The following is a 24,336-nucleotide window of genomic DNA, read 5'->3' on the forward strand; positions in this document are numbered from 1 at the left end:
AGGGGGATAATTGGGGGGATACAAAAACCCAAATTTCAGAAGTTTCGTTATAAATCAACCAGTTAGTCGATCTTAATGGTGCCCAGGGGCGGAATCGAACCACCGACACGAGGATTTTCAATCCACTGCTCTACCCCTGAGCTACCCGGGCACCGGGACCAGTAAACTGGTCGGGTGAGCGCGTTCTAGGGTTTCAGACCACGGGTGTCCAGCCCAATTTTGCGTCTTGGCGCAACAAGATGCGCATGGTGGCTAATGAGGCTTTTGTAACGGCGCATTTTCGACGGCCTCAATGGCTTTTTCAATATCTTCTGGTTCTTGTGACGGGGCTGCGTATGCGCCTGAAAACCACTTGGCCAGATCAACGTCGGCGCAGCGGCGTGAGCAGAAGGGACGGTATTTCTTATCTGTCTCGCCAGAACAGATCGGGCAGTTCATGCAAGCACCTCTGTCAGCGGAGCGCGAGCGCGTTTGCGCTGCAGCTCGTAATGCCCCAGCGGGGTCCAGCCAACCAAAGCCGTTTCGACATCGTCCGTGCGGAAAGCCGCGCGCAGGGCCGTCTCGAAAGGGCGACGATCTTTTTTTGGCATAGGAGCCAGATCCAAGACGATCTGGCCGCCAAGGCCGCGCAGACGCAGGGCACGGGGCAAAGCACGGGCACAGGCCATGTTTGCCTTAATACCTGCGGCCAGGGAGACATCAGAGCCGGTATTCACGTCTACCGCGACCAGCGCGCGTGTTGGCTCAATGTACATCGAAGCACCGCCGGACAAAGGCGCCATGTCCTCCATCAGACCGTCGAGCGCATCCAACACGCCATGCTCTTCAAAGCCGCCCTCTTGTGTCACGATCTCGGCAGGCTCGACCCAATCACGCCACGCAAGTACATGCGGGCCGTCGCCTTCGGCAAGCGTTTCCATATCGGTGCTGGCATCCTCCAGCACGGTATGGGCAAGACCCAACATCGCTTCGATATCTTCGGTAATGGCCTCACCGTCGGCACCAGCACAGCAAGATCGCAGAATCAGGCCGTATTCCGCTCCGTCCATCGCATCATGCGCAATTTCCAGCAGACGGTCCCGCTCTGGCTCGTCGCGGATCGCCCGCGAGATATTCAGACCGGGGGCCTCGGGTGTGATGATGGCATAGCGGCTTTTGAACAGCAGCTTGGAGGTGACGGGAATCGCTTTGCCGTCTTCCGCAAAGCCGGTGACCTGCACAAGGATCGGCTGACCGGGGGCAAGCCCCTTTATCTGGCGCAGAAAGGCAGAACCGTCAGTGGTTTTGAGGAACATGCCCCCCTGCCCCTTTACCGGCCGGTCGGCGATGGCGCGATAAATGGCGCCAACGCGCGGGGAATCGGGTGTATCGACCAGCAGGTCGTCCATTTGCCCGTCCACCATCAGCGCGGCAGCTTCGACATCGCCCAAGTGGTCCAGAATGATAGTACGGCCTTTCATGAGCCTTCTCCATATAGCGGGTAGCCTGCCGCGCGCAGCAGATTTGTGGTCTCGGCAAGGGGTAGCCCCACAATGCCGGTGAATGAGCCGGAAATCCACGGGATCAGCACACCGGCAGGCCCCTGAATGCCGTAACCGCCAGCCTTGCCTTCCCAGTCTCCAGTATCTAGGTAGGCGTGCAGTTCTTGATCGTCGAGGTTCTTCATCCGCACGGTGCTGAGCACATCGCGCTCCCACAGGCGTTCGCCGCGCTTCACCGCAACTGCAGTGATGACCTTGTGACGCCGCCCTGATAGGGCGCGCAAGAACGTCTCGGCCTCGGCACGGTCAGCAGGCTTACCCAAGATCCGGCGACCCAGAGCCACTGTGGTATCGGCGCAAAGCACGATATCATTCGGCTCTGCGACAACTGCCGCCACCTTCTCGCGCGCCATGCGTGCGCAATAGGGGCGTGGAAGTTCTGCCCTATGCGGGGTTTCATCAATATCAGGTGCACGGATGTCATCGGCAACTACGCCAATTTGCGCCAACAATTCCTTGCGGCGCGGTGATCCTGATCCGAGGATGAATTTCATAGTAGCTCCTCGCCCGGCCTTCCGGGCAGGCGGGGGATTTCGTTATTTGAAACGGTAGTTGATCCGGCCTTTGGTCAGATCATAAGGGGTCATTTCGACCTGTACCTTATCGCCTGCCAGAACGCGGATGCGGTTCTTTCGCATTTTGCCTGCCGTATGCGCGATGATCTCATGGCCGTTTTCAAGCTCGACCCGGAACGTCGCATTCGGCAGGAGTTCCTTAACGACACCGGGAAATTCGAGCGTATCTTCCTTGGCCATGTTTTCTCCTGTAAAAACGCCCCCAACACGGGGACACGGGACTAAATGAGCGCATCCGAGCGGTTTTTCAAGAGGAGAAGCGATTCAGCGGCACATTTAACGCAGGCATGTCGTGGCCCAGCTGCTCATCCCGATGCGCGCAGTTCAACACCACGCCATCGGCACGCACATTTGCGATCGTTTTCAAGTTTACATCTGCATATGTCCAACCGGGAACACAAATTTCTGCCGCAGCAAGAACGCCGGTCGAAGGAAAGGCTGTGTCAGGTGGGCAAAATATGCCCCCCGCGCCCACGCATGAGCCCAATGCGTCTGACCAGTCCGCCTCTCACACCACGGATGACATCGCCGTAACGCACTGTTTCTCCAGCGCACGCGCCATCGCGCCCGTGCGCACGCGCCAAAAACCTGCCAGAGCTTCTGTCACACTGGGTTCTGCGATGACGTCACAGCTTTCCAGCGCCCGGCCCAAAAGCGGGAATTCACTATCGTAGCAGATCAAAATGCCGATCCGACCAACCGCAGTATCAAAAACCTGAAGCAGACCACCCCCGATCACATCCCAGACTTCACGCTCGAATCGGGTCATGATTTGCTTGTCCTGCACACCGATCTGCCCGTCGGGTGTGATCAGACGTGCACGGGTTCACAGGCCGCGTTGATGTCGCAGCAGGAGCGGAGGCTGCAACGATATGCACGCCATATTCCGATGCCAAACGGACGTGCAGCGCATCTGCCTGCTCTAACTTGTCCGAAACGGAGAAAAGCGGGCGCTCCAGATCACCGGCAACCTCAAGTCCGTCGAGTGTTGCCAGCTCCATCGCTCCGTATTCGGGGAACACCAGCAAGTCCGCCCCTACCCCCGCAGCCTCCCCCACCCAGCGGGCAATCTTATCCTCGTATTCCGCCCAAGAGCTGAGGATATTGAGATGATAGGCGGCTGTTGCGATTTTCATGGGACGGCTCCGGTGCTGTGGTGTCTGGCGCCACCCTGCCTTTCTGCCCAGTCCTCGGCAAGGGCGATGAACGCCATGGACTGGCACCGCCCACTGCGCGGTGATATTCTGCCCCGAAGCGCCGTTTTGGCCCTAATAAGCGGAGCACAGCATGAGCAGAATCGTTATCCTTACGGGCGCAGGTATCTCAGCAGAAAGCGGGATCGAGACTTTTCGCGCTGAAACCAGCCTTTGGGCGCAGCACCGCGTCGAAGACGTGGCCACGCCCGAAGGGTTTGCCTGTGATCCCGCCCTCGTTGTGGAGTTTTATAACATGCGCCGCCACCTTGCCGCCGACGCACTGCCCAACGCCGCCCACAAAGCGCTAGCGCAGCTTGAGGCCGAGTATAGCGGTGAAGTGCTGGTCGTTACGCAAAACGTCGACGATCTGCATGAACGGGTTGGCAGCAAGAACCTAATCCATATGCACGGCGCCTTGAATTCGGCGCTATGTGCAGTCTGCGAACACCGTTGGGACGCTCCTATGATGATGCACGTAGGAGAGACTTGCCCGTCGTGCGGCGCGGCCGCTGCGCGCCCGGATATCGTCTGGTTTGGTGAGATGCCTTATGAAATGGACCGCATATTTAATGCACTCAGCCGTGCGGACATCTTTGCAGCAATTGGTACGTCCGGAAACGTCTATCCGGCAGCCGGGTTTGCGGCCGAAGCCTCTCGCGCAGGTGCGAAAACACTTGAGATCAATCTGGAGCAATCAGCAGTAGGCGCACAGTTTGATGAGGCTCTTTTGGGGCCAGCCACCCAGACGGTGCCCGAATGGGTGGCTAGCATTCTCAGGGCTGGCTGAGCGTCTAGCGATCAAGATCCACTGGCACCGTGATTTCGACCTCACCGGCCGCCTCGAACACCAGCGTGACAGGTACCATCTGGCCTTGCTCCAGCGGCGCATCAAGGCCTGTAAACATGAAATGATCCCCGCCGCGCGAAAAACTGTAGCTCGCCCCATCGGCCAAGGCAACGCCACCCTCAATCGGACCCATGCGCATCACACCGTTGGCGTCTTGGGCGTGGCTGTGAAGCTCAACGCGGCCCGTCAGGGCGGAGCGTACCGCGATCAGGCGGTCGTCGCTGCCAGTCTCATTGCGCAGTACTAGAAACGCTGCGGCAGAGGTGGACGTGGGCAGGCTGCTGCGCAAATAGGGCTCTTCCACCAGAAACGCCGCCGAGCTTTTGTCGAGCGGAGACATTTTCACCGAAACAACGGCCATGATCACCGCGGCCAGCGCGACGGCGACGACAATACCCATCGCTGCTTTTGGTTTTTGCATGAAGGGTTCCCCCACTGATCTGTCTCTATCTGTGCGCTTGAGCGCACAGTTTCCATCCCAAAAATGAAAACGACCCAGTCCTGTATTCAGGACGGGGTCGTTTCCGAAAAGACTGTATCGCGACTTAAGAAAGTACGTCAGCTGTTACGCTGGACTTTGCGATGGCTTTTTTGATCTTCAGTGCGTTGTCGGACAGTTCGATGTCTTTGGCTTTCGCCAGAAACTTGTCCAAACCACCACGGTGATCCACGCTGCGCAGAGCAGCTGCGGAGATGCGCAGCTTGAAACCACGACCGAGCGATTCGGACTGAAGCGTGGTGTCGTTCAGGTTTGGCAGGAACCGACGACGTGTGCGGTTCTTGGCATGTGATACGTTGTTGCCCGACATCGGGCCTTTTCCGGTCAATTCGCAACGGCGCGACATGGGTTCATCCTCTTGGTTCAACGCGGCGCCTTGAGTTTGGCACCACAGATCAGCAGGCCGCACCACCGGCGACCGTTAAATTGGTCTGCAGGCTTTAGGAGGAATCGCACGACAGGTCAACCCGCTGGGGCCGCTTTATCAGTCATCACTGCGCAATTCGCGAACAAAGGTGGCTGCAGCGGCCGCAGGTTCCTGCGCGCCTGCCGCAACGGCATCACTGAGTGCCGCGAGGGCACTGCGGGCGCGGGGGGTCTCAAGCTGCGCCAGCAGGGTCGTTTTGACCGCATCTTCAAACCAGTAACGCGCCTGTGCGGCCCGTGTCTGATCCCAGAACCCCTGTTCACATCGCCACTCTATCAGGCGCTGCATCGTCTCCCACACCTCTGGCAATCCGCACTGTTCTAGCGCCGATACAGTCATCGCGCAGGGGTAGCCTTCGGGGTCTTGTGGTCGTTTACGCATCAGGCGCAGCGCGCCGGCATAGTCAGCTTGGGTGCGCATGGCAGTGGCCTTCAGATCACCGTCCGCCTTATTGATGACGATGACATCAGCCATCTCCATGATGCCGCGCTTCACGCCTTGCAGTTCATCCCCCCCTGCAGGAGCAAGCAGCAACAAGAACAGGTCAGACATCTGCGCCACTACCGTCTCGGACTGACCGACGCCCACGGTTTCAATCAACACAACGTCAAAGCCGGCCGCCTCACATAGGGCCACCGCCTCACGCGTGCGCCGCGCCACGCCGCCCAGATGGGTCTGGCTGGGACTGGGACGAATAAAGGCCATGGGATCACGGCTGAGCAATTCCATGCGCGTTTTGTCCCCGAGGATCGACCCGCCAGAGCGCGCTGAACTGGGGTCCACTGCCAGCACCGCCACACGCAGCCCCTGCCCTGTAAGCATCAGGCCAAAACTCTCGATAAAGGTCGATTTACCAACGCCGGGCGTGCCTGAAAGACCAATACGCAACGCCTCGCGCCCCTGCCCAAGGGCGGCCAGCAACGCGGTCGCTTGTTCACGGTGATCGCTGCGCCCGCTTTCCACCAGCGTAATCGCCCTCGCCAGCGCGCGACGCTCCCCCGCAGCAATGCGCTGTGCCATGTCTATGATGTCCATTCGAAGCCTCCGCGCTTGTTCTCGCGTTTTTCTCGTGCTCCCGCGCGAATGTCCAGCCTTGCTCCACCCGTCGCCAAGCCTGATAAGGAGCCCATGCAAAAACTACTGCCCATAGATGACGTTATGCCCGCCATATTGGATGCCCTGCGCCACCACGCGCGACTGGTGCTGCAAGCCCCTCCCGGTGCGGGCAAAACCACCCGCGTGCCGCTGGCAATGCTGGAGGCCGGTCTGGTGCAGGGCCGCATCCTGATGCTGGAGCCACGCCGCCTTGCCGCACGCGCCGCCGCCGAGCGGATGGCGCAAACGCTGGGTGAGGACGTCGGCCAAACCGTGGGCTTTCGGGTGCGCGGCGCCTCTGCTATCTCGAAGGCCACGCAGGTCGAGGTCGTGACCGAAGGGATCCTCACGCGGATGATTCAGGACAATGCCGAATTGCCAGACATTGGCGCGGTAATCTTTGACGAATTCCACGAACGCTCTCTCAATGCGGATCTGGGGCTGGCCCTGTGTCTGGATATTGCAGGCGCATTGCGCGATGATTTGATGCTGGTGGCGATGTCAGCCACGCTGGACGCAGCACCAGTGGCCTCCCTCATGGAGGCACCGGTTGTGACATCGGAGGGCCGCAGCTTTCCGGTGACCTCTCACTGGCTGGACAAACCGCTGGCCAAAAACATCCGCTATGAACAGGCAGTCGCCGATCTTGTGCTGCATGCATTGGCGCGGGCCGAAGGTTCCGCGCTGGTGTTCCTGCCTGGCGAAGGAGAAATCAGGCGGGTCGAGGCGCTACTGTCACGACAAGTACCCGCTGATTGCACCATTGCGCCACTTTTTGGGGCGATGGACTTCAAGGCCCAGCGCGCTGCGATCAATCCCGCACCAACGGGCCGCAAAATTGTGCTCGCCACCTCGATCGCGGAAACCTCTCTGACCATCGAAGGCATCCGCATTGTGGTGGATGGCGGGCGCGCGCGACGGGCCGAGTTTGATCCATCTTCCGGTATGTCCCGCCTTGTCACCACCCGCGTTACGCAAGCCGAAGCGACCCAGCGCGCAGGCCGCGCAGGCCGGATGAGCGAAGGAGAGGCCTTTAAGCTGTGGACCCGTGGCGAAGACGGCGCGCTTGCCGCCTACCCGCCTGCCGAAATTGAAAGCGGTGATCTGAGCGCCTTTGCGCTGGAACTGGCGCTTTGGGGTGCGCAAGCCACCGATCTGGCGTTTGTCACGCCGCCCCATGCAGGGCGGTTACAAGAAGCCAAGGCGCTACTGCACATGCTGGGTGCACTCGACTCAAATGGCTTAATCACGCGCCACGGTCGCAGCCTTGCTAAACTGCCGCTGCATCCGCGCCTTGCGCATATGGTAGCAATTGGTGGACGGTCGGCGGCAACGCTGGCCGCCATTCTGGCAGAGCGTGACCCGCTGCGCGGCGCACCGCTGGACCTGAGCCACCGAATGCGCGCCGTTGCCGGTGAGCGCGCACCGGGTGAAGTGCATCACGCCACGCTTGCGCGCATCCACCAAGAGGCCAAACGCCTTACACGCGCCACTGCAGCGGAGGGTCCCGAAGACATCGGCACTCTCGCTGCACTCGCCTATCCCGACCGGATCGGGTTGCGGCGCAAAGGGGATGCCGCGCGGTTTGTCCTATCGGGTGGCAAGGGGGCCGTGGCGCCCGATGGAGATCCGTTGGCCGGAGAACGGCTGATCGTAGCGACTGACTTGGATGGCGACCCGCGTGAGGCCCGTATCCGCCAGGGAACGCCGCTATCCGAAAGTGCGTTGCGCGCAGCCTTTGGTGACCAAATCGCTTGGCATGATCATTGCGCTTGGTCGCGCCGCGAGGGCCGCGTAGAAACACGCCGTCAGGAACGCTTTGGCGCGTTGGTCCTGGATGACCGCACGTGGGCGGACGCGCCACAAGAAGATGTCGCGCGCGCGATGCTTGAGGGGATTGCGCAGTTGGGCCTGAGGCCAGACGCACCCGCAGCGCGTTTCTTGCGCCGTGCAAAACTGATGGCAGACCAACCGGATTTCCCTGATTTTTCAGAGGCGCATCTGATAGCCACGCTTGAGGAATGGCTATTGCCACATCTGGGCACCACCCGCAGCACTGACGACTGGAAGCGGTTTGATCTGCTGCCAGCCCTGCGCGCGCGGCTGGATTGGGACCAGCAACAGCAGCTTGACCGCATGGCACCGGCTCATTTCAAGACTCCGTTGGGTCGGCGCATTGCCATTGATTATGACGGAGATACCCCGCAGATCGCCGTCCGCTTGCAAGAGATGTTCGGCGTGACGCGCCACCCCAGCGTGGCGGGCCAGCCGCTGCAGGTCACGCTGCTGTCACCTGCCCAGCGCCCTGTTCAGGTGACGATGGACTTGCCCGGATTTTGGGACGGGTCCTATGCGGATGTGCGCAAGGACATGCGCGCGCGCTATCCGCGTCATCCGTGGCCAGATGATCCGCGCGCCGCTGACCCTACCTTGCGCGCCAAACCGCGTGGCACCTGAACTATTTCAGGTCCGGCCAAACCGCGTTGAACTTGCCATCCCTGTCCGTCCGCTCGAACCCGTGCGCCCCGAAGAAATCGCGTTGTGCCTGAATAAGGTTCGCCGTGCCACGTCCCTGACGCATGCTGTCATACCATGCCAGAGCTGCCATAAGGGACGGCAAGGGCGTCCCCAATGCGGCGCCCGTGGCAACTGTCCGCCGCAACGCAGGAACCGCGTCAGCCAGTTTTGCTGCAATAGCAGGCGCAAGTATCAGATGGTCATGCGGCATTGCGCTTTTGAAAGTTTGGGCAAAATCATCCAGCAGCGCCGAGCGGATGATGCACCCAGCCCGCCAAATCTCTGAGATGCGGGAGAAATCGAGCGACCAATCGAATTCATCTGAGGCGGCTGCAAGAAGGCGAAAGCCCTGAGCATGGGAAAGGATGCGCGCAGCCAGCAGAGCACTTTCCAGATCTTTGTCCGCTGGCAGATGAGCTTCCAGCAACCCCGCCGTCAACAACGGCTCTGCTGTCTGTCGCGCTGGTTTTTCAGACGACCAACCACGCGCGCCCACTGCGGCCTCAATAGCATTGGCAGATTGCCCCAGCTTCAGCGCCTCGATCACAGTCCATCGCCCCGTGCCTTTTTGACCAGCGCGGTCCTGGATTACGTCGACCATGGGCTGGCCTGTCTCCGGGTCCGTCGCTTGCAAGGCTGCCGCGCTCACCTCTATCAGATATGAGGCAAGCGGGCCGTCCTGCCATTGCTCAAACAACTGACCAATTCGTGTTGCCTCCCACCCCGCGCCATCGCGCAGAATGCCGTAAACCTCGGCAATCATCTGCATATCCGCATATTCAATGCCGTTGTGCACCGTTTTGACGAAATGGCCTGCCCCGTCGGGGCCCAGATGCGCCACGCAGGGGCTGCCCTCAAACTGGGCTGCAATCGCTTCGGCCATGGGTTTGAACTGTGCCCAGCTATGGTCTGTGCCACCCACCATCATGGAGGGGCCGTGCCGCGCGCCCTTTTCCCCGCCTGACACGCCCATGCCCACAAAGTGCTTCCCCGTCCCGCTGAGCTGGTCAAACCGGCGGCGGGTATCGTGGAAATCTGCGTTGCCACCGTCAATGATTGTATCGCCATCATCCAAAAGCGGCAGCACTGTCTCGATCATCGCGTCCATCGGAGCCCCCGAGGGGATCATGAAAAGGATCGTGCGAGGTGTTTTCAGCGCGGCGACGAACTCTGGCAGGGTTTGCGCGGGAACAATGGCTTGTGACAACAGCCCCGCTTCTTTCACAAAAGGCGCAATCCACTCGGACTCGCGGTTGGTGACGGCAACGCGAAAGCCCTTTTCCGCAAAGTTCAGCGCCAACGCGCTGCCCATCGTCCCCAACCCGTATACACCAATATCCGCTTTGGCCTGTGTCATTGGGGAACTCCTGAAAATGCTGTGTTCAGCCAAGCGTCGTAGTTTTCGCACGGCTGTGCAAGTCAAAGCCGCGAGAGCTGTTCAGGAACCGCTTTTGAAGCTGCGCAACTGGTCTGGGGTCATGCCCGTCTTGCCGCCCCGCTCTGCCATCTTCACCGCCGCGTGCATCGCGGAATTTAGCGGTGTGGGTATGGATTTCGCACGCCCCATTTCGATTATGCGGCCCTGAAGCGCGTCGATCTCGGTGGCCCGCCCTGCCCCCAGATCATGCGCCATTGAAGTGCGGGCCTGCGCATCAATCGTCAGCATCTTTGCCGCCACACGTCTGAACAGCGGCGTGGGCAGCCGTAACACATGCGGCACAAGCCCCACTGGAACCGGCGTTGTGGGGCGAATGGCGCAATCATGCGCGCGCAAGACACGCAGCGCTTCGGTCATCTGGTCCGCCATCAGTCGTCGCCACGGACGGCTTAACAACTGGCTATGCAGGCTTAACCCCGACAAGGCGTTCGGGGCGTTGTTGAGGTTGAGCAGGAATTTACCCCATTGCACCGCCTCGATCTCGTCACTTTCGGTGACGTCCAGCCCTGCGACGCTCATCGTTTGAGCCAAATCGCCTAGCCCTGCGGCAATTACGATATCGCCACTGGTGGCGCGGTGGAAATGCGCAGGTGCCACGGGGACCACGTTGAACGGCACCATGCCGGCACGAATATCGTGCGCGGGCAGTGCCGCACGCAAGGTTTCGGCATGGCCCATCCCGTTTTGCAGGCTCACGATAATCGCATGAGGTGGCGCGTGGGCAGCAATCTGGTCTGCGATCGCAGCCGTTGCAGCCGATTTGACGCAGACGAGGATCAGATCGGCCCCTGCCAAGACCTCAGGGCTTTCGTGCAGATCAAGCGTTTCTGGGGCGAGTGTTACGTCCATGCCGGTATAGTCACCAACGCGCAGACCTTCTGTGCGAAGCTGGTCCAGCACGCGCGGGCGGCCCAGAAAGCTGACCTCATGGCCCGCATGGGCCAACATGCCACCGACATAACAGCCGATGGCACCGGCCCCCGCGATCACAATGTGGGTGCCAGTAGGCGAGCTACTTTTCAAGACACCACCGCATGACGGCCTTTTGCGCATGCAGGCGGTTTTCGGCCTCGTCGAAGATGACCGAGTGAGGCCCGTCCATCACAGCGCTTGTCGCCTCGTCATCACGGTGGGCTGGCAGGCAGTGCATGAACAGTGCGTCAGGCTTGGCCTTTGCCATCAACGCCTCATTGACCTGATAGCCGCGCAACTGGTTATGGCGCCGCTCGCGCGCGGATTGCGGATCATGCATAGAGACCCATGTGTCGGTCACCACCAGATCGGCCCCTCTGACCGCCTCATTCGGGTCGCGAACGCTTGTGTAGAGACCTTCAAGCGCGCGCTCTGGCTCCAGTGTTTCAGGGCCAGTAAATACGAGTTCAAAATCGAACTGTTTAGCCGCATGGGCGAAGCTCGCAAAGACGTTGTTACCATCGCCAGACCAAACCACGCGCTTGCCTTTGATCGGGCCGTTATGCTCTTCGAAGGTCATAATATCGGCCATGATCTGGCAAGGGTGGGTGCGGTTGGTGAGGCCGTTGATCACCGGCACGGTGGCGTATTCGGCCATCTCGTGCAGAGTTTGTTCTTCAAACGTGCGGATCATGATAAGATCAACATAGCGTGACAAAACGCGGGCTGTATCGGCAATTGTCTCACCGTGGCCCAGCTGCATATCGGCACCGGACAGAACCATGGTCTGCCCGCCCATCTGCCGCACGCCCACATCAAAGGACACGCGTGTACGAGTGGAGGGTTTTTCAAAAATCAGCGCGACCATGTGGTCCTTTAGCGGCTGGACGTCATCAGGCGCGCCGCGGGGGCGACCAAGACGCGCCTTCTTCATAGCGGCAGCGTCATCGATGATGCCGCGCAGTTCGATTTGCGCCATTGTATGGATGTCGAGAAAATGTTTCATGAGTCAGTCTTTATTACAGAGGTAGACGCCGGAGAGACGCCTCCGGCGATGAATTTGCGAAAATCGAATATCAGGCAGCGCCAAGAGTTGTTGCCGCTTGGTCAAGGCGGTTGACGGCTTCGGCAATCTCTTCGTCCGAGATATTGAGCGGTGGCAACAGGCGCACGACGTTATCTGCGGCAGGAACCGTAATGACCTGCTCTTCATAGCCGGCATTGACCACATCCGCCGGTGCCACCTTGCATTTCAGACCCATCATCATGCCCGCTCCGCGAACGCCTTCGAAAACATCGGGGTGGGCGGCAATAAGCCCTTCAAGCTTTTGTCGCATCAATCCGGCTTTGCGGTTCACCTCGGCCAGAAAGGCAGGATCGGCCACAATATCCATAACAGCAGAACCAACAGCACAGCCCAACGGATTGCCGCCGTAAGTAGAACCATGAGTGCCAGCGGTCATACCGCTCGCTGCGTCTTCGGTGGCAAGGACAGCCCCCAAAGGGAAGCCGCCGCCGATGCCTTTGGCGACCATCATGATATCGGGCGTCACGCCAGCCCATTCATGGGCAAACAGCTTTCCCGTGCGGCCCACGCCGCATTGCACTTCGTCGAGGATCATCAGAATGCCGTGTTCATCGCACAAATCGCGCAGGCCCTTAAGGCAGGCGTCGGGCAGCGGACGGATGCCGCCTTCGCCCTGCACAGGCTCGACCAGAACCGCGCATGTCTTGTCCGTGATGGCCGCGGTCAGCGCATCATGATCACCAAATTCCAGATGCACAAAGCCGGGCAGCAGCGGACCAAAGCCCTTTGTCATTTTCTCAGAGCCCGCTGCCGCGATGCCCGCAGAGGAACGGCCATGGAAAGACCCGGAGAAGGTAATGATCTCGACCCGTTCAGGCTGGCCTTTGTCATAGAAATACTTGCGCGCCATCTTCACGGCCAGCTCACAGCTTTCGGTGCCCGAATTGGTGAAAAAAACGGTATCGGCAAAAGTATGCGCGACCAGTTTATCCGCAAGCGCCGTTTGCTGCGGGATCTGGTAAAGGTTGGAGGTATGCCACAGCGCGCCCGCTTGCTCGGTCAACGCAGCAGTCAGCGCGGGGTTGGCGTGACCCAATACGTTCACCGCGATGCCTGCGCCAAGGTCCAGAAAGCGTCGGCCATCCGCCTCGATCAGCCATGACCCTTCGCCTTTGACGAAGCTTAGCGGGGCGCGGGAATAGGTCGGCAGGACAGAAGAGATCATCTGGGTCATCCTTTCAAGGGAGCAAGCCGCAAAAGCACAAAAGGCCATGAGTGCTGCGGCGGGTCAAGAGAATTTGGGGTAGGTGCGCATGCGACGCATCCTGTATCAGTCCGGCACAAGGTGCAGGACCAGCGGCAGCAGATCAGCTACGGCGTCGTCGGGACAGGATAGCAATTTGCATATTCATGAGGGATGCATAACGGGTTGGCGAAGGTTTGCAACTGTTTGTGCAACGTAATTGTGAGACGATGACATCCGCGCAATAGCTTGGCCATGTTTACGCCCCGCCCCACAGCAACGCGGTTGCTGCCGCACTGATTCTCTTTGCCACCACCTTTATTGCCGCCACCACGCTGATGGCGAAAAGCCTTGGCACCGATACGTTGGGCGCACCCCTGCCCGCCATCTAGATCAGTCATAGCCGATTTTTATTTGCATTTCTGTGGCTAAGCCTTGTGGCCTCAATTCTGCGACCGCAACTGTCACGACTGAATTGGCGGCTGCATTTCGCGCGCAGCAGCTTTGGTTTGGCGGGTGTGACCCTTATGTTCTTATCCGTGGCGTTTATACCACTCGCGGATGCGGCAGCGATCTCGTTCCTCATCCGGTGTTTGCGAAGGTGCAGGCAGTCCAGCTGCTGGCTGAAAAGGTTGGCCGCGTGCGCCGGTCTGCTGCCGCGTTAGCGCTGATCGGTACCATCGTGCTACTAAGCCCGCCCCCGCAAAGCTTTCAACCTGCTGCGTGCAGGCACTCGGGGCCACCGTGGTGATGGGTATGAAGTTGATCTTTATCAAGAAACTCACCGGTCGTGAGAACCCGTTCCAGATTTTCTAGTCAATATTTTGATAGGTTCAGGCATCGCGACCTGTGCTGTCTTGCCTGTTTGGCAGATGCCTACAGTCTAGCAATGGTCTGTGCTGGCAGGGATCGTGGTGTGCATGGCGGTTGCGAAAACGTGCTTTGTGAATGCGATGGCCCGGGTAGGCGCCAGCTTTGTCACGCCGTTCAGTTATGGTACACTGGTCTTTGCCGCAGCCTATGATCCGGCCTTCTACGGTATGCGGCAGGATGCCATCACATACCTTGGCACAGCGATCATTCTGACCGTTGCGCTGAGGTTCGCCTTACGCGAAGCGCAGCTCAAAAAGCCGGTGCCACGTCCGCCTTCTTCCCTGTGATCCCTTGCACCTGCTGACATAGCCACTAGTATAGGAGACTGAATTTGCCAAAGCGGTCCGTTAAGGGCCGCTTTTTACACTAGGGAAGCTTCCATGTCCTGGACCGATGACCGCGTTGAAATCTTGAAGAAAATGTGGGGCGAAGGCCAGTCCGCAAGCCAGATCGCAAAAGAGCTGGGCGGCGTCACGAGAAACGCTGTTATCGGCAAAGTGCACCGTCTGGGGCTGTCAAATCGCACCACAACAGGCACAGCCGCCAAGGCAGAGCTAAAAGCAAAGGCCGCGCCCAAAGCGGCCCCCAAGGCTAAACCCGCTGCCGCCGCAGCAGAGCCGGAACCGGCCCCTACGCCAGCATCCAGCAAGCCCGATCTAAAGACGGAGCCTGCGATTTCGCCGGATGCTAAGCGTCCCGCGCGCAACCAGATCATTCCTGCGGGTCAGCCTCTGCCGCCACAGCCTTCCGCCAACGAGATCAGTCCAGAAGCGCTTGCCAAGGTCAACGAGATTGAGAAGAAGGCAAAAAAACTGACCCTTATGGAGCTGACCGAACGGACCTGCAAATGGCCCGTAGGTGACCCAGCGACAGAAGATTTCTGGTTCTGTGGCCTTCCTGTAAAGCAGGGCAAACCGTATTGCGAAGCGCATGTTGGCGTAGCTTTCCAACCCATGAGCGCACGCCGCGACCGCCGTCGCTAACGGCATATGCAAAATCTGGACCGTGTAACAATAGCCACGCAGTCTTGATTTGCAGCGCTTTACGTCCTGTGGTTTGTGCCGAAAAGAACGCAGCACAGGGTAACTCATGACTGTTCACGACACGATCCGCGCCGCAGACGCAATCGCGCGGCGGCTCTATGCGGCGGGCTGCCGCCACGCCTTTGGCATGCCGGGCGGCGAAGTTCTGACGCTTGTTGATGCACTTGAAGCGGCTGGTATCGCCTTTGTTCTGTGCAAACATGAGAACGCAGCCGGGTTTATGGCCGAAGCTGCATGGCACCAGAGCGGCGCGCCAGGCATCATGGTCGCCACCATTGGACCTGGTATCCTGAACGGCGTCAACGCCATTGCCAATGCCCATCAGGATCGCGTGCCACTGATCGTCCTGTCCGGCTGCGTCGACGCCGATGAGGCCGAGACATACACTCATCAAGTACTTGACCAGCAGGCCGTCCTGCGCCCGATTACCAAGGCGACGTTTCGACTGAGTGCGGGCGCGGCCCATGTTATCGCGGATAAGGCTGTGGGCATCGCGCTGGAAGGCAGGCCGGGTCCGGTACATATCGACGTGCCTATCTCTGTGGCAGATACACAGGTCGATGGTAAACCCCCGGCTCCCAGAGGGAAAACCGCGAAAGCGGCCCTTGCAGGCAATGACTTGGAGCGCGCGCGCAGGTGGCTGACAGAAGCACATCGACCGGTGATCATCGCTGGTGTCGATGCGGTCAACCAATGCGCTGGCCCCGACCTCACGTATTTCGCCAGTCGCTTCGGCATCCCCGTGATTACCACCTACAAAGCCAAAGGGCTGTTGGATGAAACGCACACGCTGTCACTAGGCGCTGCTGGACTGTCACCACTAGCAGACCAGCATCTGCTGCCCTTCGTTCAGTCCGCCGATCTGATCCTTTGCGTGGGCTATGATCCGATCGAGATGCGGCCCGGCTGGCGCGACGTCTGGGACCCGCGCGAGACGCATGTGATAGACATCACCGCCGCGCCAAACCACCATTACATGCATCAGGCAAGCCTGCCAGCAATCGCCGATTGCGGTGCGAGCCTTGCAGCCATCGGCGCGGAGATCGACCCCGTTCAGACATGGCCGGATGGAGAGATCAAGGCGGTGAAAGCCGCACTTGCAGCCGCCTTCCCCACCGATGACGATTGGGGGCCCGCCGCTGTTATCGACACCTGCCAAAAATCCCTACCCAACGACACAATCGCCACTGCCGATAGTGGCGCGCACCGTATCCTGCTGTCTCAAATGTGGACCTGCCAGACACCACGCGGGCTACTACAATCGTCTGCCCTGTGCACCATGGGCTGCGCGCTGCCATTGGCCATGGGCACTGCCCTTTGCACGCCCGAACGCACCGTGGTGTCTTTCTCTGGCGATGCAGGGTTCCTGATGATCGCGGGCGAACTTGCCACGGCAAAGGAAATTGGGATCAAGCCCATATTTGTTGTCTTTGTCGATGCGTCGCTAGCGCTGATCGAGCTCAAACAACGCCAGCGCCAGTTGCGCAACGCCGCGGTCGAGTTCGGTCACCACGATTTTGCGGCGATGGGCCGTGCCTTTGGCGGGGCTGGCCATACTGCCACCAACCGAACAGAGCTTGAAACCGCCATGCGAGCCGCACAAGACGCTGACACCTTCTCGGTCATCGCCTGTATAATTGAACGAGGAGCTTATGACGGGCGCATCTGAGCCCAGCGGCGCACTGGACGGCGTTTTTGTACTCGACCTCACGCGCATCCTTGCGGGGCCAACGGCGACGCAGATGTTGGGTGATTTGGGTGCCACCGTCATAAAGGTGGAGAACCCGAAGACCGGTGGCGATGACACGCGCGGTTGGGGGCCACATTATGCGCGCAACGAAGATGGCAGCGCCTCTGATCTGTCAGCCTATTTCATGTCCTCCAACCGCAACAAGCGCTCTGTTTCGGTGGATATCGCTACGCCAGAGGGGCAGGACATTATACGCCGCCTTGCCGCACGCGCAGACATCGTGGTGGAGAACTTTAAACCCGGCGGTTTGGTGAAATACGGGCTAGACCACGCAACCCTTTGCGCCGCCCATCCCGGATTGGTGTATTGTTCGATCTCCGGCTTCGGCCAAACAGGCCCCAACCGCGACAAGCCCGGCTATGATTTAATGGCGCAGGGCTTTGGCGGGATCATGTCCATCACGGGTGATCCGGACGGGGCGCCGACCAAAGTAGGCGTTGGCATCGCGGATGTCATGTGCGGCATGTATGCGACCATTGGTATCTTGTCGGCCCTACGTCACCGCGACAAAACGGGTGTTGGCCAGCACGTCGAAGTTGCCCTGATAGACTCGCAGATGGCGTGGTTGGTCAACGAGGGCTTGAACTATCTCACGTCTGGCACCCTCCCCGAACGGCGCGGCAATGCGCATCCAAACATCGTACCCTATGATGCCTTCGAGGTGTCCGACGGGCACTTCTTGTTGGCCGTTGGAAATGATGCCCAGTTTGCGCGGTTCTGCGATGTGCTTGGCCTGCCACATCTAGCCACTGATCCGGATTTTGGGACCAATCTGGCACGTATTGAAAACCGGGTTGCCCTGATGGGCCATATCAAACCGCCGCTAAAGCATTGGACCAAAGCGACCATTCTGGACGCTCTGCGCGCCGTCAAAGTACCCGCCGGACCGATCAACAACATCGAAGAGGCGCTTACCTCTGATCAGGCGCGCGCGCGTGGTGCAGTCCAGCAGGTTGCAGCCACCGGCATTGAAGGCGGGCATCTGCACCTCTTGGGGAACCCGCTGAAGTTCTCGGCCACCCCTGTCAAATACGACCGCCCGCCTCCCCACTTTGGGCAGGACACGGACGAGGTATTTGAAACATGGCTCGGCGACTCTAAGCAATAGTACGCTTAAATTGGGGCCTTACGGCAAAACCACGCTCAAATTTCGCAGCTATTGCGCGCTGATTACAACCTGTTCACGAAACATGTGGACAGGTTCACGTTGACGTGTGAGATCGCCCCCGGCAATGACGTGAACCCCTTTTCACAGGTAGAGTTTAGGGCAGGCCGCGCGATTGTTGCGCACTACATTTGACTTGAAGGTGTTGTTAACGTGACCCAGACCGATATCTGTCATTGCCCCGTCACCCTGTCTTCTTCCTCCGCGCTAGAGGACTGGAACAGTGTCGTCCTCGGCGTTCTATCGCATGGTCGCGAAACACCTGTCCATTTAGGTCGCCTGATGGACACCGCCCCGGATTTCGCCATGGGGCACGCTGCCCGAGGATTGTTTTGTCTAATGACGGGACGTGCCGAGGTTATTCCGGCAGCCCGCGCCGCGCTGACAGAGGCGCGCAACTGTGCCGCCTCTAGCAATATCACCGCACGCGAGCAGGGTTGGATCAGCGCGTTGGCACATTGGCTGGACGGCTCCCCGTCAGCCGCAGTCGAAACAATTGAACAAATACTGCGCGCCCTGCCCTATGACACAATCTCGGCTAAGCTGAGCCATGGTATCCGTTTCATGCTGGGAGATAGCGCAGGCATGCGAACCTCGGTCGAACGCATTTTGTCTGCCCATGGAGATGATCACGCTTGCCGCGGGTATCTGCTGGGCAGTCACGCCTTCACGCTGGAGGAAACCGGCGAATATGTGCTGGCTGAAAAGACAGGTCGCGAAGGCCTATCGCTTGCGGCTGATGATGCATGGGGATTGCATGCCGTGGCACATGTCTATGACGTGACGGTACAGCCCGACAATGGCATCGCCCTGATCGACCAGAACACCGCCGCGTGGCAGGGATCAAACAATTTCCGCTACCATGTCTGGTGGCACAAAGCCCTGCTGCACATGGAACGCGGCGAGCTTGATGTAGCCTTGGGTCTTTACGATGCGCAAATCCGCGCAGAAAAAACCGACGATTACCGCGACATCTCTAATGCAACATCTCTTTTGATGCGGTTGGAGCTGGAGGGGATGGACGTTGGTCCCCGTTGGGAAGAGCTGGCCGACTTCTCTGAGGCACGGGTCGAAGACGGCTGTCTAGTGTTTGCTGATCTGCACTATCTTCTGGCTCTCGCCGGAGCGGAACGAGGTGCCGCGCGTGACCGGATGACCGCGCGTTTTGCCCGCGATGCGTCCAAATCGGGTGAGATGGCTGCGCGCGTCGATGCCCCCGGAACAGCAGCAATTGCAGGGCTAAATGCCTTCTCAGAGGGGCGCTATGATGCAGCGTTTCTGAATCTTGCTGCAGCGCGTCCTTTGATGTCAACAATTGGTGGTAGCCGCGCACAACGTGATGTATTCGAGCGCATAACCATCGACTCAGGCCTGCGCGCAGGCCGCTATGATGCTACCGCCGCGATCCTGCGTGACAGGCTTGCCCAACGCGGAGGTACCATCGACCGTTTCGCCGCAACCCGCTTTGAAAAACTCAACACTTCCCGCGGCATCGCCGCGCAATAACCGGATGCCTTGCCCTTATGACGCTCGCCTCTACTGCTGTTCCTGATTACCCGACCAGTTCCGTTTCTTTTGCTGCGGCCGCAGCGCAACCGCGCGTGCGCGATCTGCGCCTCGACTTCTTTCGCGGCATTGCCATGTTCATCATCCTGATGGCCCACACGCCCGGCAACTTCCTGACCCTGTGGATTCCCGCACGCTGGGGCTTTTCAGACGCAACAGAAATGTTTGTATTTTGCTCAGGCATGGCATCAGCCATTGCCTTTGGCGGTGCTTTCCAGCGCTCTGGCTGGGCATTGGGAACTGCACGCGTGGCCTTTCGCATCTGGCAGGTCTACTGGGCGCATATAGGGCTGTTCATTGCCATTGCCGCGCTTTTGGCGGGCATTGATTTCTACGGGGGCTATGACAAAAACTACATCGGCTCTTTGAATCTATGGAAGTTCTTCGAGGACCCCGCAGTGCCGCTGGTAGGACTGCTGACTCTTTCTTACGTCCCGAACTATTTCGACATTCTGCCCATGTATCTGGTCGTGCTCGCGATGATGCCGATCGTGATTGCCTTGCAGCGGGTCCACACTGGTTTGGTCTTTGTCTTCATGATCGTGGTCTGGTTAGCCGCACAACAATCGGTTTGGGGTCCTGCGCATCTGGCCTTTCCGGCGGAGCCATGGTCCGAGCGCAAATGGTTCTTTAATCCTTTTGCATGGCAACTGATCTTTTTCACGGGCTTTGCCCTCATGCGTGGCTGGATCCCCAAGCCGCGTGTGCATCCTATGCTGGTCGCCATCGCCGCTGTAATCGTCATCGCAATCATACCGAGCAGCAACATCGGCGTGCGCGCCGTCGCACAGGACTGGTTCTTTGAAACCGCAATCGGCAATCCCGTAATCGATTTCCGCATGTCGATCAGCGCGCTCATCGATAAGACCGATTTCGGCATCTTGCGTTTTGTGCACTTCCTCTCGCTGGCCTATCTTGCTTGGGTCTTTGCCGGCGATAAGGGCGACAACCTGCTCGGTCAGGGCAGCGGGCTGCCGGCCCGAGCCTGGGATCGCCTGCTTAAGATCATCCTGAAAGTCGGCCAGCAGTCACTCGCTGTTTTTGTCACCTCCATGTTTCTGGCACAGGTGATGGGCTTTGTGATGGACCTTACCGGTCGCACCACAACCACCACACTGCTGGTCAATCTGGGCGGTGCCATCATTTTGGTCGCCACAGCCTATGGCGCCGGATGGTTCAAATCTAATCCATGGAAGAGGGCAAACTGATGTTGCGTCGCGAAGTCTTGCAAGCACTGGCCGCACTGGCGGCGATCCCTTCGGCAGCACTGGCCGAGGATGCTCCGCTGCAAACCGGTGCCGGTACACCGTTCAACAATCAAACCGTGACCAGCCGCGCGCGTGCCTTGGCGGCGTCAGATTATCAGCCCCGCCCGACCATTCCGCAAGAGTGGCAGAACCTCAGCTATGACCAGTATCGAAAGATTTGGTTCGATACGCGCAACGCGCTGTGGGAGAACACCAAGCGCCCCCACCGGCTGGATGTGTTCCCACCCGGTCTCTATTTTCCGCGCGCCGTAGAGGTGAATATCATCGAGAACAGCACCGCAAGCCCGCTGCTGTTTGATCTGGGTGTTTTCGACAAATCCGACCAGTTCCCCGAACTGCCGCTGAACGATCATATGGGCTATGCTGGTCTTCGCCTGCGCGCTGATCTGTTGGGCGGCGGCAAGTACACCGAATATGCAGTATTTCAGGGTGCGAGCTATTTCCGCGGGATTGGCACGGGGCAGATTTACGGCCTTTCCGCGCGCGGTCTTGCTCTGAAGACCGGCGATCCGATGGGCGAAGAATTTCCCGACTTCACCGCCTTCTGGGTCGAGACGCCAGATCCGTCGGACAAATCCATCACCCTGCACGCATTGATGGACAGCCCAAGTTGCACAGGTGCTTTCCGCTTCGAAATCACGCATGGCGCGGTTCTGGATATGGAAGTCGAGGCCACGATTTTCGCCCGCACCGAGATGTCTCATGTAGGGATTGCACCGCTTACGTCGATGTTCCTGTTCGACAGCACAAACCGCGCGCGGTTTTCCGACTTCCGGCCCAATGTCCATGACAGTGACGGACTGCTGATCCACAACGGCGCCACAGAGGTGATCTGGCGACAGTTGGCAAACCCCACCACCCTGCAAATCAGCAGCTTCACAGACGAAAACCCCAAGGGCTTCGGCCTGATGCAGCGCAAACGCGCCTTCAGCGATTTCAACGATCTTGAGGCGCTGTATCACCAGCGCCCGTCGGTCTGGATTACGCCACGTGGCGATTGGGGGCGTGGTGCGGTGACGTTGGTCGAAATTCCTGCCGACCTCGAAATCTATGACAACGTCGTGGCCTATTGGCGTCCCGAGGAACCGATCCCCGCTGGGGCCGAACACCCGCTGCGCTACCGCATGCAATGGGGTGCCAATCCTCCGCCCAAAACACCAGAATTGCTGCGCGTTCTCGGCTCGGCGATGGGCGGACGGCCAGAAGGCGGTCAGGTCATGGTCATCGACTTTGAGAACGCAGACTCAGTTCCCGAAGACCTGAGCACGGTTGAAATCACCCTGCGCAGCAGTGCTGGCACAACGACACCCAGTATTTTACAGCGCAATCCGGAAACCAATGGGCCTCGTCTAGCGTTCACCTTTGAGCCCGAAGGCGCAGACGTATCCGAATTCAGGGTGCAACTGCGCGCGGGTGGCGCTGCCTTGAGCGAAATTTGGCTTTATCGTTGGACAAAAACCGGATGAATGATCTGACCTTCCCCTCCTCCATGCCGCCCGCTTCACCGCTGGATGCACAGGAGCAATCCCTTGGCCAACAGCCCCAACAGGCTGCGCACATCGCAGCTGTGCCTACTACCGGATGGCGCGCGGCAACCTTTGTACCTGCAGTGATTGGCACAGCGCTTTTGGTCTACGGCCTTTACGGCTGGCTCGCCCAAGGTGGGATGAGCGGTATGGAATGGGCCCTGCTCAGCATGATTGGGGCAACCTTCATTTGGGTTGCGCTTTCGGTCAGCACCGTAGGGGTTGCCATCGCAGGCCTGCTGGCCCGTGAGCAGGCTGATGCACGGCCTACAGCAGCGGTGCAGGGAATTGACGTGGCGCTGCTGGTGCCGGTTTATAACGAAGTTCCGCAGAACGTCTTTGGGAACGCCGCCGCCATGTTGCAGGATTTGGCAAGCCGCGCCGGTCCGCACCGCTATACGCTGTTTGTCCTGTCAGACACCCGTGACGATAACATTGCCGCGATGGAGTGGCAGGCCTTTGAAGATCTGGCCGCCCGTGCGCCGAAAGGCTTTCACGTGCATTACCGCCGTCGCACTGCGAACACGGACAAGAAAGTAGGCAACCTAGCCGAATGGACACGCGGTTGGGGTGCGGCCTATGAGGGTATGGTGGTACTCGATGCTGACAGCCTGATGAGCGGCCGTGCGATTGACCGTTTGTCATCGGAGCTTTCAAGCGACCCCAACGCTGGGCTGATCCAGACCTTCCCGATGCTGATAGGCGCCCAAACTGTTTTTGCGCGGCTTCAGCAGTTCTCTAACATCGCTTATGGCTGGCTGCTCGCCGAAGGGCTGGCCACTTGGGCGCGCTCGGAAGGGAATTATTGGGGTCACAACGCTATTATCCGCACCCGTGCTTTTGCCTCCAGCGCGATGCTGCCGCGCATGCGTGGTCGCGGCGGCCGTGACGAGCTCATCCTCAGCCATGATTTTGTTGAAGCAGGCCTGCTGCGACGCGCCGGTTGGGGCGTCCGATTTTTGCCGCGCGTGACGGGCAGCTTTGAAGAAACGCCTGCGACCCTGATCGACTATGTGATCCGTGATCGTCGTTGGTGCCGTGGGAACCTGCAACACCTGCGCCTGCTGGGCACCAAAGGATTGCACCCTGTCTCACGGTTTCACCTGTTCCACGGCGCGGTGGCCTATCTGCTTAGCCCTGCATGGTTCTTCCTGCTGGTGATCTGGGCGCTGCTGGGCAAAGACAGCGAGACGAACGTGATCCGCTATTTCAACGAGGCGAACCCACTGTTCCCTGACTGGCCCCCCGCCATGAGCCACATCGACAGCGCCCTATTTCTGGTGATTATGTATGCGATGCTGCTGACGCCAAAGATCGCGGGCGCAGGCATCATTGCCGCGACGCCGCGCGCAGCAAGGGTTTTTGGCGGCGTTGGTCCGTTCTTGGGCAGCTTTGTTGTCGAAGTGGCCCTGTCCATTGCCTATGCGCCGATCATGATGATCCAGCAGACCAAGGCTGTTGTGCGTGCCTATACCACTGGCAGCGAAGCATGGGCGCCGCAGGCTCGCGATGCGCGGCAACACAGCTGGGGCACGTTGATGAAATTCCACTGGCTTGAGATGGTGCTTGGCCTTTTGCTGCTAAGCGGACTGATGGCCGGCCTGATCTCGCTTTGGTTGGTGCCGATTATCGCCAGCCTGGTGTTGGCAGTACCGCTTTCGGCCCTGTCGGGGGTTCAAATATCCAACCGCGCGCCCGCGACTTTCCGGCTCGACAGTCCCTACACCCTGCGCGAACCGGCGATTGTACGTCACGCCATGCGCGAGCGCGCCCGTCTGGCCCTTGCGCTGGCTTCACCAAAGGCACCAGTTGAATAGCGCATCGGTTG

General features: G+C 59.4%; 21 protein-coding genes, 1 tRNA gene and 1 pseudogene. 10 read left to right on the forward strand and 13 right to left on the reverse strand.

Features of this window, described 5'->3' with window-relative positions:
- Positions 1-76: 76 nt before the first annotated feature.
- The 6 genes and pseudogenes from V7730_RS10285 to V7730_RS10310 all read right to left on the reverse strand — a co-directional run bounded on the left by V7730_RS10285 (position 77) and on the right by V7730_RS10310 (position 3,252).
- Positions 77-151, reverse strand: a tRNA-Phe gene (locus V7730_RS10285).
- Positions 152-252: 101 nt separating this feature from the next.
- A complete protein-coding gene (locus V7730_RS10290; RefSeq protein WP_335747509.1) occupies positions 253-438 on the reverse strand; it encodes a DNA gyrase inhibitor YacG in 186 nt (61 codons plus the stop codon).
- Positions 435-1,460: a ribonuclease E/G gene (locus V7730_RS10295; protein ID WP_335747510.1), complete on the reverse strand. Its 1,026-nt coding sequence runs from the start codon at positions 1,458-1,460 to the stop codon at positions 435-437. Before V7730_RS10295 ends, V7730_RS10290 begins: the two co-directional genes overlap by 4 nt.
- Positions 1,457-2,035 (reverse strand): Maf family protein, encoded by a 579-nt coding sequence (locus V7730_RS10300; protein WP_335747511.1) that lies wholly within the window; start codon positions 2,033-2,035, stop codon positions 1,457-1,459. The genes V7730_RS10295 and V7730_RS10300 overlap by 4 nt, the downstream gene beginning before the upstream one ends.
- A gap of 42 nt (positions 2,036-2,077) precedes the next feature.
- Positions 2,078-2,296, reverse strand: coding sequence for a translation initiation factor IF-1 (infA, locus tag V7730_RS10305; protein ID WP_005978431.1), 219 nt, complete (start codon positions 2,294-2,296; stop codon positions 2,078-2,080).
- A 67-nt stretch (positions 2,297-2,363) separates the two neighbouring features.
- Positions 2,364-3,252: pseudogene (locus V7730_RS10310) on the reverse strand (carbon-nitrogen hydrolase family protein).
- Between the two features lie 151 nt (positions 3,253-3,403).
- Between V7730_RS10310 and V7730_RS10315 the strand changes: the two are divergent.
- Positions 3,404-4,099: an NAD-dependent deacylase gene (locus V7730_RS10315; protein WP_335747512.1), complete on the forward strand. Its 696-nt coding sequence runs from the start codon at positions 3,404-3,406 to the stop codon at positions 4,097-4,099.
- 4 nt (positions 4,100-4,103) lie between these two features.
- On the opposite strand, the gene V7730_RS10320 is transcribed toward V7730_RS10315, so the two are convergent.
- The 3 genes from V7730_RS10320 to meaB all read right to left on the reverse strand — a co-directional run bounded on the left by V7730_RS10320 (position 4,104) and on the right by meaB (position 6,120).
- A complete protein-coding gene (locus V7730_RS10320) occupies positions 4,104-4,580 on the reverse strand; it encodes a copper chaperone PCu(A)C (protein ID WP_335747513.1) in 477 nt (158 codons plus the stop codon).
- Positions 4,581-4,704: 124 nt separating this feature from the next.
- Positions 4,705-5,004, reverse strand: a complete 300-nt coding sequence (rpmB, locus tag V7730_RS10325) for a 50S ribosomal protein L28 (RefSeq protein ID WP_335747514.1) — start codon at positions 5,002-5,004, stop codon at positions 4,705-4,707.
- A 138-nt stretch (positions 5,005-5,142) separates the two neighbouring features.
- Positions 5,143-6,120 (reverse strand): methylmalonyl Co-A mutase-associated GTPase MeaB, encoded by a 978-nt coding sequence (gene meaB, locus V7730_RS10330; protein ID WP_335747515.1) that lies wholly within the window; start codon positions 6,118-6,120, stop codon positions 5,143-5,145.
- Positions 6,121-6,213: 93 nt separating this feature from the next.
- Here meaB and hrpB point away from each other — a divergent pair, with 93 nt between their 5' ends.
- A complete protein-coding gene (gene hrpB, locus V7730_RS10335) occupies positions 6,214-8,637 on the forward strand; it encodes an ATP-dependent helicase HrpB (RefSeq protein ID WP_335747516.1) in 2,424 nt (807 codons plus the stop codon).
- A gap of 1 nt (position 8,638) precedes the next feature.
- Here hrpB and gndA read toward each other — a convergent pair whose 3' ends face one another.
- The 4 genes from gndA to V7730_RS10355 all read right to left on the reverse strand — a co-directional run bounded on the left by gndA (position 8,639) and on the right by V7730_RS10355 (position 13,299).
- Positions 8,639-10,054 carry an NADP-dependent phosphogluconate dehydrogenase gene (gndA, locus tag V7730_RS10340; RefSeq protein WP_335747517.1) on the reverse strand — a complete coding sequence of 472 codons (1,416 nt, stop codon included), beginning with the start codon at positions 10,052-10,054 and terminating at the stop codon, positions 8,639-8,641.
- 81 nt (positions 10,055-10,135) lie between these two features.
- Positions 10,136-11,158 carry a 2-dehydropantoate 2-reductase gene (locus V7730_RS10345; RefSeq protein ID WP_335747518.1) on the reverse strand — a complete coding sequence of 341 codons (1,023 nt, stop codon included), beginning with the start codon at positions 11,156-11,158 and terminating at the stop codon, positions 10,136-10,138.
- Entirely contained in the window at positions 11,148-12,053 is a 906-nt protein-coding gene (gene argF, locus V7730_RS10350; RefSeq protein ID WP_335747519.1) for an ornithine carbamoyltransferase, read from the reverse strand. Before argF ends, V7730_RS10345 begins: the two co-directional genes overlap by 11 nt.
- 70 nt (positions 12,054-12,123) lie before the next feature.
- A complete protein-coding gene (locus V7730_RS10355; RefSeq protein WP_335747520.1) occupies positions 12,124-13,299 on the reverse strand; it encodes an aspartate aminotransferase family protein in 1,176 nt (391 codons plus the stop codon).
- Positions 13,300-14,237: 938 nt separating this feature from the next.
- On the opposite strand from V7730_RS10355, the gene V7730_RS10360 reads away from it, so the two are divergent.
- The 8 genes from V7730_RS10360 to mdoH all read left to right on the forward strand — a co-directional run bounded on the left by V7730_RS10360 (position 14,238) and on the right by mdoH (position 24,325).
- Positions 14,238-14,477 (forward strand): hypothetical protein, encoded by a 240-nt coding sequence (locus V7730_RS10360; RefSeq protein WP_335747521.1) that lies wholly within the window; start codon positions 14,238-14,240, stop codon positions 14,475-14,477.
- Between the two features lie 93 nt (positions 14,478-14,570).
- Positions 14,571-15,173 (forward strand): GcrA family cell cycle regulator, encoded by a 603-nt coding sequence (locus V7730_RS10365; protein ID WP_335747522.1) that lies wholly within the window; start codon positions 14,571-14,573, stop codon positions 15,171-15,173.
- A 106-nt stretch (positions 15,174-15,279) separates the two neighbouring features.
- A complete protein-coding gene (locus tag V7730_RS10370) occupies positions 15,280-16,902 on the forward strand; it encodes a thiamine pyrophosphate-binding protein (RefSeq protein ID WP_335747523.1) in 1,623 nt (540 codons plus the stop codon).
- The gene (locus tag V7730_RS10375; RefSeq protein WP_335747524.1) at positions 16,886-18,091 is read left to right on the forward strand and encodes a CaiB/BaiF CoA transferase family protein; all 1,206 of its coding nucleotides are present in this window, start codon (positions 16,886-16,888) and stop codon (positions 18,089-18,091) included. Before V7730_RS10370 ends, V7730_RS10375 begins: the two co-directional genes overlap by 17 nt.
- A gap of 210 nt (positions 18,092-18,301) precedes the next feature.
- Entirely contained in the window at positions 18,302-19,654 is a 1,353-nt protein-coding gene (locus tag V7730_RS10380) for a tetratricopeptide repeat protein (protein ID WP_335747525.1), read from the forward strand.
- Positions 19,655-19,671: 17 nt separating this feature from the next.
- The gene (locus V7730_RS10385; protein WP_335747526.1) at positions 19,672-20,922 is read left to right on the forward strand and encodes an OpgC family protein; all 1,251 of its coding nucleotides are present in this window, start codon (positions 19,672-19,674) and stop codon (positions 20,920-20,922) included.
- Entirely contained in the window at positions 20,922-22,448 is a 1,527-nt protein-coding gene (locus V7730_RS10390; protein ID WP_335747527.1) for a glucan biosynthesis protein, read from the forward strand. The genes V7730_RS10385 and V7730_RS10390 overlap by 1 nt, the downstream gene beginning before the upstream one ends.
- Positions 22,445-24,325 carry a glucans biosynthesis glucosyltransferase MdoH gene (gene mdoH, locus V7730_RS10395; protein ID WP_335747528.1) on the forward strand — a complete coding sequence of 627 codons (1,881 nt, stop codon included), beginning with the start codon at positions 22,445-22,447 and terminating at the stop codon, positions 24,323-24,325. Before V7730_RS10390 ends, mdoH begins: the two co-directional genes overlap by 4 nt.
- Positions 24,326-24,336 lie beyond the last annotated feature (11 nt).

Origin of the sequence: Sulfitobacter sp. (assembly GCF_036961165.1) — a bacterium.
In the GTDB taxonomy this organism is placed as follows: domain Bacteria; phylum Pseudomonadota; class Alphaproteobacteria; order Rhodobacterales; family Rhodobacteraceae; genus Sulfitobacter.

Excerpts from the sequence above, each read along its gene's own strand:
- V7730_RS10290 (WP_335747509.1), bottom strand. The coding sequence starts at position 438 with ATGAACTGCCCGATCTGTTCTGGCGAGACAGATAAGAAATACCGTCCC.
- V7730_RS10295 (WP_335747510.1), bottom strand. The coding sequence starts at position 1,460 with ATGAAAGGCCGTACTATCATTCTGGACCACTTGGGCGATGTCGAAGCT.
- V7730_RS10300 (WP_335747511.1), bottom strand. The coding sequence starts at position 2,035 with ATGAAATTCATCCTCGGATCAGGATCACCGCGCCGCAAGGAATTGTTG.
- infA (WP_005978431.1), bottom strand. The coding sequence starts at position 2,296 with ATGGCCAAGGAAGATACGCTCGAATTTCCCGGTGTCGTTAAGGAACTC.
- V7730_RS10315 (WP_335747512.1), top strand. The coding sequence starts at position 3,404 with ATGAGCAGAATCGTTATCCTTACGGGCGCAGGTATCTCAGCAGAAAGC.
- V7730_RS10320 (WP_335747513.1), bottom strand. The coding sequence starts at position 4,580 with ATGCAAAAACCAAAAGCAGCGATGGGTATTGTCGTCGCCGTCGCGCTG.
- rpmB (WP_335747514.1), bottom strand. The coding sequence starts at position 5,004 with ATGTCGCGCCGTTGCGAATTGACCGGAAAAGGCCCGATGTCGGGCAAC.
- meaB (WP_335747515.1), bottom strand. The coding sequence starts at position 6,120 with ATGGACATCATAGACATGGCACAGCGCATTGCTGCGGGGGAGCGTCGC.
- hrpB (WP_335747516.1), top strand. The coding sequence starts at position 6,214 with ATGCAAAAACTACTGCCCATAGATGACGTTATGCCCGCCATATTGGAT.
- gndA (WP_335747517.1), bottom strand. The coding sequence starts at position 10,054 with ATGACACAGGCCAAAGCGGATATTGGTGTATACGGGTTGGGGACGATG.
- argF (WP_335747519.1), bottom strand. The coding sequence starts at position 12,053 with ATGAAACATTTTCTCGACATCCATACAATGGCGCAAATCGAACTGCGC.
- V7730_RS10355 (WP_335747520.1), bottom strand. The coding sequence starts at position 13,299 with ATGATCTCTTCTGTCCTGCCGACCTATTCCCGCGCCCCGCTAAGCTTC.
- V7730_RS10360 (WP_335747521.1), top strand. The coding sequence starts at position 14,238 with ATGGCGGTTGCGAAAACGTGCTTTGTGAATGCGATGGCCCGGGTAGGC.
- V7730_RS10365 (WP_335747522.1), top strand. The coding sequence starts at position 14,571 with ATGTCCTGGACCGATGACCGCGTTGAAATCTTGAAGAAAATGTGGGGC.
- V7730_RS10370 (WP_335747523.1), top strand. The coding sequence starts at position 15,280 with ATGACTGTTCACGACACGATCCGCGCCGCAGACGCAATCGCGCGGCGG.
- V7730_RS10375 (WP_335747524.1), top strand. The coding sequence starts at position 16,886 with ATGACGGGCGCATCTGAGCCCAGCGGCGCACTGGACGGCGTTTTTGTA.
- V7730_RS10385 (WP_335747526.1), top strand. The coding sequence starts at position 19,672 with ATGACGCTCGCCTCTACTGCTGTTCCTGATTACCCGACCAGTTCCGTT.
- V7730_RS10390 (WP_335747527.1), top strand. The coding sequence starts at position 20,922 with ATGTTGCGTCGCGAAGTCTTGCAAGCACTGGCCGCACTGGCGGCGATC.
- mdoH (WP_335747528.1), top strand. The coding sequence starts at position 22,445 with ATGAATGATCTGACCTTCCCCTCCTCCATGCCGCCCGCTTCACCGCTG.